Annotated in this window: 8 protein-coding genes and 1 pseudogene; 8 read left to right on the top strand and 1 reads right to left on the bottom strand. The window is 61.2% G+C overall.

Translation table 11 applies throughout. From position 1 onward, the window contains the following. Positions 1 to 339 precede the first annotated feature (339 nt). Positions 340 to 762 (bottom strand): heavy metal-responsive transcriptional regulator, encoded by a 423-nt coding sequence (locus tag QN358_RS18085; RefSeq protein ID WP_323513188.1) that lies wholly within the window; start codon positions 760 to 762, stop codon positions 340 to 342. 54 nt (positions 763 to 816) lie between these two features. On the opposite strand from QN358_RS18085, the gene QN358_RS18080 reads away from it, so the two are divergent. The 8 genes and pseudogenes from QN358_RS18080 to QN358_RS18045 all read left to right on the top strand — a co-directional run. After that, on the top strand, positions 817 to 1,116 hold the full coding sequence (locus QN358_RS18080; protein WP_323513187.1) for a thioredoxin family protein: 300 nt from the start codon (positions 817 to 819) through the stop codon (positions 1,114 to 1,116). A gap of 10 nt (positions 1,117 to 1,126) precedes the next feature. Beyond that, complete coding sequence (locus tag QN358_RS18075) at positions 1,127 to 2,482, top strand: NAD(P)/FAD-dependent oxidoreductase (protein ID WP_323513186.1); 1,356 nt, start codon at positions 1,127 to 1,129, stop codon at positions 2,480 to 2,482. A gap of 116 nt (positions 2,483 to 2,598) precedes the next feature. Further along, a complete protein-coding gene (locus QN358_RS18070) occupies positions 2,599 to 5,586 on the top strand; it encodes a Tn3 family transposase (protein WP_323513185.1) in 2,988 nt (995 codons plus the stop codon). A gap of 178 nt (positions 5,587 to 5,764) precedes the next feature. After that, positions 5,765 to 6,013: pseudogene (locus tag QN358_RS18065) on the top strand (IS1380 family transposase); the annotation flags it as partial. A gap of 147 nt (positions 6,014 to 6,160) precedes the next feature. Beyond that, on the top strand, positions 6,161 to 7,834 hold the full coding sequence (gene istA / locus QN358_RS18060) for an IS21 family transposase (RefSeq protein ID WP_323513184.1): 1,674 nt from the start codon (positions 6,161 to 6,163) through the stop codon (positions 7,832 to 7,834). After that, positions 7,831 to 8,649 (top strand): IS21-like element helper ATPase IstB, encoded by an 819-nt coding sequence (gene istB, locus QN358_RS18055; protein ID WP_323513183.1) that lies wholly within the window; start codon positions 7,831 to 7,833, stop codon positions 8,647 to 8,649. Before istA ends, istB begins: the two co-directional genes overlap by 4 nt. Positions 8,650 to 8,743: 94 nt before the next feature. Beyond that, on the top strand, positions 8,744 to 9,109 hold the full coding sequence (locus QN358_RS18050; protein WP_323513182.1) for a GntR family transcriptional regulator: 366 nt from the start codon (positions 8,744 to 8,746) through the stop codon (positions 9,107 to 9,109). Then, positions 9,106 to 9,708: ABC transporter ATP-binding protein (locus QN358_RS18045; protein ID WP_323513181.1), on the top strand; the 603-nt coding region annotated here is incomplete at its 3' end. The genes QN358_RS18050 and QN358_RS18045, both read left to right, overlap by 4 nt.

Here is a 9,708-nt window from a genome sequence, read left to right as displayed (position 1 = left end):
AGATGTGTATAAGAGACAGTACCCACCCATCCCCGACTGAACACCCGTGTCTCCACCTGTCTTGCAACGGTGTTGCCGTTGGCAGCTTCAGCTTCGAGCTGAGACACAAAGTGGCGAGAAACTCCCCGGAGCGGGCACCCACTTTATAAGAGGTACCAATTCCGGTCACGCGAGACGCCTAGTATCCCTACGGTTGCGAGACGGTACGAGCATCCAAGCGGGACTTCAACGGGGGTCAAACGCGACACTCTCGAGTTCGTCAGTCTGAGATTCCAGTGACCGCGCATAAGTGTATTGTCATCATCCCGCTTTCAAGGAAGTGTGTGACGCCTCCTGTTCTTAGCTGTTCTCGTCCTGGTTGCTCCTGCTGTCAGAAATGATGTTGCAGATGTCCTTCTCGCCGCAATCGGACGGGACTAGTCCCTGGCTGGTGTGGATGAGTCTGGTGAGTTCTGCTTCCAGGACTGCGAGTTCTCGTTGACGCTCGTGAACAACGTCCAGTTTGCGTTCCAGCAGGGTGGATACGTGAGCGCAGGGTGCCTGCCCTGCATCACGGAGGGAAAGCACACTCATAATCTCTGAGAGGGTGAGGCCTGCCGCCTGACTGCTGTGGATGAAGTTCACTCTGCTGACGATGGTGGGATCGTAGTTGCGATAACCGTTGGGTTGACGGTGAGGAGCGGGCAAGAGTCCCTGTTTCTCATAGAACCGAATGGTGTGACTATGAACGCCCAGAGCCTCGGCGACCTCTCCAATAAGCATGACGCAAGAATACCGCTTGACCTTCAATCACACTTCAGGGTTTACCGTGAAGTTATGGAAATCACATTGCAATACTTTGAGGGCTGCCCCAATTGGAAAGTGGCCGAGCAAAGACTCATCGCTCTTGCCGGAGAGAATCCCGGGATTGTCGTCACACGACAGGTCGTCGACACCGCGGAGGAAGCCGGACGGGTTGGCTTTCGCGGCTCACCCAGCATTCTCATCAATGGGGTGGATCCCTTCGCCAAGGAGGACGATCCCATCGGCCTGACCTGCCGCCGGTATCTCACGCCGGACGGATACGCGGGATCTCCAACGGTTAAGCAACTAAAAGCTGAGCTGCACGTCGCCTAAGGGCAGGCTGATGATGACCAACAAATATGACCTCCTCGTAATCGGTGCCGGAATGGCAGGGATTGCCGCAGCCAACAAGACCGCCTCGCAAGGGTGGCGCGTAGCCATCGTCGATTCGCTTCCGTACGGGGGAACCTGCGCCCTTCGCGGATGCGACCCGAAGAAGATCCTGCGGCGTGGCGCAGAAATCGTTGACGCCGCTCGCCTCCTCGCAGGCAAAGGCATCGACACGGATCAACTCAGCATCAACTGGGCCGAGTTGATGAATCACAAGCACGGCTTCACCGACCCCGTTCCGCACAACATGGAGGAGAGTCTTCGCTCCCACGGCGTTGACACTCTCCACGGCGTTGCTGCCTTCGCCGACAACACCCACCTCGAGATTGATGGCGCACCCTACGGAGCAAACAAGGTCCTCATCGCTACCGGCGCCACGCCGCGCGAACTGGACTTCCCCGGGCACGAGCACGTGATCGACAGCACCGATTTCCTAAACCTTCCAGAACTTCCGCCGCGAATCGCGTTCATTGGGGGCGGGTTCGTGTCGTTCGAGTTTGCACACATCGCCGCCCGCGCGGGAAGCTCCCCCACGATCATCGACCGCGGCCACATCCCGCTCAAAGGATTTGACCCCGACCTTGTTGAACTGCTCCTGAACCGCGGTGCAACCGTTGGCGTGGCAGTCCGGCGCGAAACAACGATTACCAGCGTGGTGCCGCTTGCCCACGGGTTTCGTCTTACCATGCAGCACGTCGGCAAGACGACCGTGCTTGATACGGATCTCGTCGTCCACGGCGCCGGACGCACCGCGGACCTTACACGCTTGAACCTCGAAGCCGGGAACGTTTCCTATAGTTCTCGAGGTATCACGGTCGCAGACCACCTGCAGAGCACCACTAACCCGCATGTGTACGCGGCGGGCGACGCCGCCAACACTCCTGGGATGCCGATTACGCCGGTGGCGGTGTTCGAGGCAAAGGTTGCAGCATCCAACATGCTGAAATCTGAAACGGCCGTGCCGGACTACGCGGCAATCCCAACCGCCGTGTTCACCATCCCGGAACTAGTGCGCATCGGAATGCAAGAGAGCGAGGCCAAAGCCAACGGACTCAACGTTGACGTCCGCTTCACCGACACCAGCGGCTGGTACTCCAACTACCGAATCAGCGAGACAGTCGGGGCAACCAAGATGCTTATCGATAAGGACACGGACCGCATCATCGGGGCACACTTGCTGGGCCACGACTATGCCGAAGTCGCCAACACCATCAGCCTGGCCATGAAGCACGGCCTCACCACGCGACAAATCAAATCAACGACCGCCGCCTACCCCACGACGGGATCAGATTTGGGGTCAATGCTCTGATAGGACCGCTATCGTCGGACCCTTTAGGGGTGGTGGTAACGGTGCTGTCACCAGCCCCAATGGGCGCTTCGGGTAGTGCTATCGGTATCGGCCGAGGTCGGGGATAATTTCCGAGTATGGACTCAGCCGTTGTCGATGTTGATGAGCTGGTCGAGTTCTGGACTTTGCTCGAGGTCGATCGTGAGCTGTTGATCGGCAAGCGGGGTGCTACAGCGCTGGGATTCGCGTTGTTACTCAAGCACTACAGCCGTCATGGTCGTTTCCCGCGAGGGCGTTCAGAGCTGCATGATGCCGTGATCGATTTCGTTGCACGCCAGGTCGGCGTGGACGCTTCGGAGGTCGGGGCCTACGAGTGGTCCGGCAGCACGATTGAGTACCACCGTGCTCAGGTCCGCGCTCACCTTGGCTTCCGGGTCGCGACCGTCGTTGACCAGGAAGAGGGGACCACTTGGCTTGCGGTGAACGTGGCCCACGCCGAGCGGCGACCCGAGCGCGTCCGGGAGGAACTCCTGGCCCACTTCAGGGCGCAACAGATCGAGCCTCCCACCCCAGGTCGAGTGCTCCGCATGGTGCGTTCAGCTTTGCGCGTGGCTGAGCAGAACTGGTCGTTACGGATCTCGGGGCGACTGGATCCACCCACGGTGGTTCGCCTGTTGAACTTGCTGACGCCCAATGATTGTGCCGTCGAAGGCGTCGAGGACGGATTTGAGGAGTCGGGCACCGTTTTGGGGTCGATCAAGTCCGCGCCGGGCAACGTGAGCTTGGATTCGATGATGATCGAGATCAGCAAACTTAAGGCGGTCCGCGCAGTCGGGCTGCCTGTTGGTTTGTTCGCTGACGTGGCACCGAAGGTTCTGGATGGGTGGCGGGCCCGGGCCGCTGTCGAGGCACCGTCACATCTGCGCCGACACGCTCAGCCGCTGACACTGACTGTGCTCGCGGCATTGGTCAATCAACGTGAGCGCGAGATCACCGACACGTTGGTGGAATTACTCATCGCCACGGTGCACCGTATCGGTGCCCGCGCTGAACGGCGGGTTACCAACGAGTTGATTAACGCGTTCAAACGGGTGACGGGCAAGGAGAACATCCTCTTCTTGATCGCCGAGGCAGCGTTGGCGAAGCCCGACGGAGCGGTGAGGGAGGTGGTCTTTCCTGCGGTCAGTGGTGGCGAGCAGACATTGCAGGAGCTTGTCCACGAGTTCAAGACGCAGGGCCCGGTATATCGGCGCACGGTTCAGACCACCCTGCGTGCTTCCTACACCGGACATTACCGGCGCGGTCTGATCGCGTTGCTGGAGGTCTTGGAGTTCCGCAGCAGTAACACCGCTCACCGCCCGGTGATCGACGCCCTGACGTTGATCAAGAGGCATGCCAAGACCGCCAACTTGACGTTCTACCCACTCGGGGAAGCCGTTCCCGCCCATCGTGGTACCGCCGGGGACTGGTCCGACCTGGTCTACCGCGCCGACACACGAGGCCGGTCCCGCGTGGCCCGGATGGTCTATGAAGTAGTCACTTTGCAGGCATTGCGGGAGCAGTTGCGCTGCAAGGAGATCTGGGTCGTGGGCGCAGACTCCTGGCGTAACCCCGATGAAGACCTCCCTCAAGACTTCGAGCAGCGGCGCAACGAGAACTATCGAGAGCTGCGCAAGCCACTGGACCCCACCGTCTTCATCGACGATCTACGCCAGGAGATGTCTGATGCCCTTAGCGCACTGGATGCCGCGGTCCCGTCGTTGGACTGGCTGAGCATCACCGATCGGCCCTCAGGTGCGATCACGTTGACCAAATACGAAGCGGCCCCCGAGCCCCGCAATCTGCGACGCGTCAAAGACGAGGTTCAGCGACGGTGGGGCACGATCGCCTTGGTCGACATGCTCAAGGAAACGGTGCTGCGCACCGGATGTCTGAACGAAGTCAGCGGTATCGCCGGAAGCGGCACCCTCAACATCGAGGTGTTGGCTGAACGGTTGATGCTGGCGATATACGCGTACGGCACCAACACTGGTATCCGTGCGGTTGCCGCGGGCGGCGGTCATGGCCACACCGAGGATGAGATCCGTTACGTCCGGCGCCGTTACCTCACCCGCGACACCGCCCAAGCCGTCGCGATCGCGATCGCCAACGCGACATTCGTAGCGCGCCGCACGAGCCTCTGGGGTGAGGGATCGACTGCGGTCGCTTCAGACTCGACTCACTTCCGTTCATACGATCAGAATATTTTCACCGAGTGGCACTCCCGGTACGGCGGCCGAGGGATCCTAATTTACTGGCACGTCGAGCGCGGGTCGATGGTCGTGCACTCCCAAACTCTTCGGGCGTCCGCCTCGGAAGTCCACGCGATGATCGAGGGCGCGATTCGTCACGGCACGACGATGAAGGTCGAAGGCAACTACGTCGACACCCACGGCCAGTCCGAGATTGGTTTCGCCATCACCCGGCTGCTCGGCTTTGACCTGCTGCCCCGGATCAAGCAGATCAACAAGATCCGCCTATACCGGCCGGTCACCGGCCAGCCCGACGCGTACCCGCAGCTCACCCCGGCTCTGACGCGTCCGATTCGCTGGGATCTCATCGAGCAGAACTACGACCAGATGATCAAATACGCAACCGCGATCAGACAGGGCACCGCCTCAACCGAGGCGATCCTACGACGATTCACCCGCTCAGCGTCACACCCCACCTATCAGGCAATGCTCGAAGTCGGGCGGGCCCAACGCACCATCTTCGTCGCCCGGTTCCTGCGCAGCCGCGAACTCCAACGAGAGATCACCGAGGGACTCAACATCGTCGAGGCGTTCAACGGCGCCAACTCGGTCATCTACTACGGCAAGGGCGGCGAGATCGCCTCCAACCGCCAAGACGAACAGGAAATGACCGCGCTGTGCCTGCGGATCCTGCAAGCCGCTCTCGTGTACATAAACACGCTCATGCTCCAAGACGTGCTCGACGAAGACGCCTGGACCAGCATGCTCACAGACGAAGACCGCCGCGGCCTCACACCCCTGTTCTGGCAACACGTGCTCCCCTACGGCGAAGTGAAGCTCGACATGACCACACGCCTCAGCATCCGCACCATCAACCCAACCGGCAGTCCTTAAGCCGAACCTCGAGCGGGCGACTGGTACGTCTCCACTCAAAGTCCTCGCCGGCGCCGCCATCGACACCACAACAGCGTCAGCAGAAATCGCCGCCGGCATATTCGCGGCCCACGCCCAACTCGAACGCGCACTCACCCCCGAGGATTGGGGCTCGTGACAGTACCGTTACCACCACCCCTACTCCGGAGTCCGCGGGTTGAACGCGCTGATCGGTATCGTCTCCACTCCGACATCGGCGCCGGTGATCATCGGGTCCCGGCTGCGAAAAGGCGCCACCGGGTCCCCGCGCGGTGCGAAACGGTTCGTCGCGGACACGCTCGCCACCGTCCGCCGGCTGCGTTCGGACTCCGCGACAGGTCCAGTGCTGCTGCGAGCTGATAGCGCCTTCTACGGTTACCCTGTCGTCTCCGCAGCGCACCATGCTGGGGTGTTTATGGCACCTTGATTGAAGACCACTAGGACGGTTCGATTCGTGCCCACCTTTCGACTCGCCGGGTGATCGTGACGGCTTGATCGAGGTCCACCTTGACGCTTGAGCATCGTGTGTTTCGGATGCTAGGCGTGGAGGTCAGTGATGGGGTTACGGGTGGAGTTGTTCGCACAGATCCGGCGGGATTCCCGGGTGGAAGGGCTCTCGATTCGGGAGCTCGCTCGGCGGCATGGTGTTGCTCGGGCTACTGTGCGGTTGGCATTGTCGCAGGCTGAGCCGCCACCTCGAAAAACACCGGTGCGGGTATCGCCTCGGTTGGAGCCGTTCAAACCGGCGATCGACGCGATGTTGATCGAGGATCTGACCGCGCCGCGTAAGCAACGCCACACGGCCCGGCGCATTCTGGCGAGGCTTGCGGAGGAGCACGGTGCGACGGAGTTGTCGTATTCAACGGTTCGCGACTATGTTCACCACCGTAGGCCTGTCCTTGATGCGGAGGCTGGCCGCGGCCGGGAGGGTTTCGTGCCTCAGGAGCACGCACCGGGTGCTGAGGCGGAAGTCGACTTCGGTGAGGTATGGGTCATGCTCGCCGGCGCGAAGACGAAGTGTCACATGTTCGCGTTCCGGCTCTCGAACTCTGGTAAAGCGGTCCATCGGGTGTATTCGACTCAGGGTCAGGAGGCTTTTCTCGAGGGTCATATCGCTGCGTTCGAAACCATCGGAGGGATCCCCGTCCGCCATATCCGCTACGACAACCTGACCGCCGCGGTCACGACGGTGATCTACGGCACCGGCCGGCGACGGACGGAAAACGAACGGTGGGTGTTGTTCCGCTCGCATTACGGGTTCGACGCGTTCTACTGCCAGCCCGGCATCGACGGCGCGCACGAGAAAGGCGGCATCGAGGGTGAGGTCGGCCGGTTCCGCCGCAACCACCTATCACCCATGCCTGTGGTTGATTCATTGGCCGAACTGAACGAGAAGATCCAGCGCTGGGATGAGGCCGACGACCGGCGCCGGATCGCTGACCGGATCCGAACCGTCGGCCAAGACTTCGACAACGAACGAGCGCTGTTGGCACGGTTGCCATTCGAACGTTTCGACCCCGGCCTGACCCTGCACCCTAGGGTTGACCGGTCCAGCCTGATCACCGTGCGGATGGCGAAGTACTCCGTGCCGGCCCGGATGATCAGCCGACCAGTTCGGGTGTCGCTCAGGGCCTCAGAGCTGGTCGTTTTCGATGGGCGCACCGAAATCGCCCGACACCCGCGGATAGTGACCAACGGCGGACAAAGCGTTGACCTCGATCACTACCTCGAGGTTCTGCAACACAAACCAGGTGCACTGCCAGGCTCGACAGTGCTCGCCAGGGCACGGGCCGCAGGAACATTTACCGCCGCGCACGAAGCCTTCTGGGCCGCGGCCCGGAAGACCGATGGCGACGCTGCAGGCACCAGACAGCTGATCGACGTTCTCCTGTTGCACCGCTCGATGACCACCGATGACGTGATCGCCGGCATCCGGGCTGCGCTTCACGTCGGCGCGGTAACAGCAGACGTTGTAGCTGTTGAAGCCCGCCGTCACGCGGGGACTGCTGGGCCTGAGTCAAACCGTCACAACGTCGAACATGCGCGTGAGCCCGAGCGAAACGTTGTCAGCCTCACCCAGAGACGTCTCGCGGACCCGGCCGCCGTGATCGCAGGTCTCCCACCCGACACTCGCCCACTTCCCTCAGTGGCCAGGTATGACGAGCTCTTGAAACTCCCCAAACGTAATGCCCAAGTCGTGCAGATACTGGAAGAAGGAACTGGCTCATGAGCCCGACAGCGACAACGATCACCACAACCCTCAGACGCCGACGCGGGATGACCGAGCAGGCCGCGACCGCGGCGATCGATCAAGCCTGCCGGCGGCTACGGTTACCCACGATCCGCGCCGTCATCGAAGAAGCGACGAAAGCGGCCGAGCAGGAACAGCTCAGCTACCACGGGTTCCTCGCCGAACTCCTGCTGGCCGAATGCGACGACCGCGACCGCCGCTCTTCCGTCCGGCGGGTGAAAGCTGCCGGGTTCCCGCGCGACAAATGGATAGGGGACTTCGATTACGACGCGAATCCGAACATCAACCCCGCGACGATCAACACTCTCGCGACCGGTGATTGGGTACGCAAGGGCCAACCGCTCTGCCTGATCGGAGACTCCGGCACCGGGAAATCCCACCTGCTTATCGGGCTCGGTACTGCCGCAGCGGAGAAGGGTTACCGAGTGAAGTACACCCTCGCGACCAGGCTCGTGAACGAACTTGTCGAGGCCGCTGACGAGAAAACCCTCGCTCGCACCATCGCCCGCTACGGCCGTGTCGACTTGCTCCTCATCGACGAGCTCGGCTACATGGAACTCGACCGCCGCGGTGCCGAACTGCTCTTCCAAGTCCTCACCGAACGCGAAGAGAAAAACAGCGTCGGCATCGCATCGAACGAATCCTTCTCCGGCTGGGGCAAAACCTTCACCGACCCACGGCTCTGCGCAGCGATCGTCGACCGGCTTACGTTCGGCGGCAACATCATCGAAACCGGCACCGACTCCTACCGCCTCGCACACACCCAGAGCAAAGTTCACCATACTCAACCCTGAAATAGATCGCGTGGTGCGTTCAGTTATCTGGGTAAAACGCTCACCTCAGCAGGTACATCTGTCCATTAGTCGAGTAATGGACTATGTTTGACCCATGTTCGCAGGAGAAGGTCCGATCTTTCAGCAGCTCGCTGCCAAGATCGCTGACGACATCGTGGGTGGCACATACGCCGAAGAGACCGCCGTGCCCTCAGCTACCGACTTCGCTGTGTTCCACCAGATGAACCCGGCCACCGCGAGCAAAGGCGTGAACATGCTCGTGGAACTCGGTGTGCTCTACAAAAAGCGCGGCATCGGGATGTTCGTCGCGACCGGTGCCAGGGATGTTCTTCTGCGCCAGCGGCGGGAGGAATTCCGGGCGCAATACATGCGGCCGCTTCTCCGGGAAGCCTTGGTGCTGGACATCACGGCTAGCGAACTGCACTCGATGATCGATGACGAAGAACAGGATCCGGCATGAGTAACGCAATCACCATTCGTTCGATGAGCCGCTCATTCGGGCGCGCGGCCGCGCTGGACGATATCACGCTGACCGTGCCAGAGGGATCCATCTGCGGCCTCCTCGGCAGGAATGGTGCCGGCAAAACCACGATCATGTCTATCCTCGCCGGCCAAGACAGACCCAGCTCAGGCACGGCGGAAGTCTTCGGTGAGCGCCCGTTTGAAAACGAATCGATCCTTTCGAAAATTAGTTTCGTGCGCGACAACCAGAAGTACCCCGACAACTACCGGTTGCACCACGTGCTCCGAATCGCACCGGAGTTCGCGCCGAACTGGAACGCCGATGTTGCCGCCGAACTCGTTGACGGGTTCCGGATCCCGACCAAAACTCCGATCAAGAAGTTCTCCCGCGGACAGCTTTCGGCAGTCGCTATCGTCCTGGGCCTCGCCTCACGAGCACCGTTGACGCTCCTCGACGAGCCCTATCTCGGTCTTGACGTGACAGCGCGCGCCCTGTTTCACGACATGCTCCTCCGCGACTACACCGCACACACCCGAACCGTCGTGCTCTCAACACATCTCATCGAAGAGTCCGAAGCGCTCTTCGATCACGTACTC

Source organism: Subtercola sp. RTI3, from assembly GCF_035018625.1.
Taxonomy (GTDB): Bacteria; Actinomycetota; Actinomycetes; order Actinomycetales; family Microbacteriaceae; genus Subtercola; species Subtercola vilae.
This window is presented reverse-complemented; position numbering and strand designations above follow the sequence as displayed.

What these genes read in the sequence shown, in the direction of transcription:
- QN358_RS18085 (WP_323513188.1), bottom strand. Translation starts at nt 762, where the DNA reads ATGCTTATTGGAGAGGTCGCCGAGGCTCTGGGCGTTCATAGTCACACC.
- QN358_RS18080 (WP_323513187.1), top strand. Translation starts at nt 817, where the DNA reads ATGGAAATCACATTGCAATACTTTGAGGGCTGCCCCAATTGGAAAGTG.
- QN358_RS18075 (WP_323513186.1), top strand. Translation starts at nt 1,127, where the DNA reads ATGATGACCAACAAATATGACCTCCTCGTAATCGGTGCCGGAATGGCA.
- QN358_RS18070 (WP_323513185.1), top strand. Translation starts at nt 2,599, where the DNA reads ATGGACTCAGCCGTTGTCGATGTTGATGAGCTGGTCGAGTTCTGGACT.
- istA (WP_323513184.1), top strand. Translation starts at nt 6,161, where the DNA reads ATGGGGTTACGGGTGGAGTTGTTCGCACAGATCCGGCGGGATTCCCGG.
- istB (WP_323513183.1), top strand. Translation starts at nt 7,831, where the DNA reads ATGAGCCCGACAGCGACAACGATCACCACAACCCTCAGACGCCGACGC.
- QN358_RS18050 (WP_323513182.1), top strand. Translation starts at nt 8,744, where the DNA reads ATGTTCGCAGGAGAAGGTCCGATCTTTCAGCAGCTCGCTGCCAAGATC.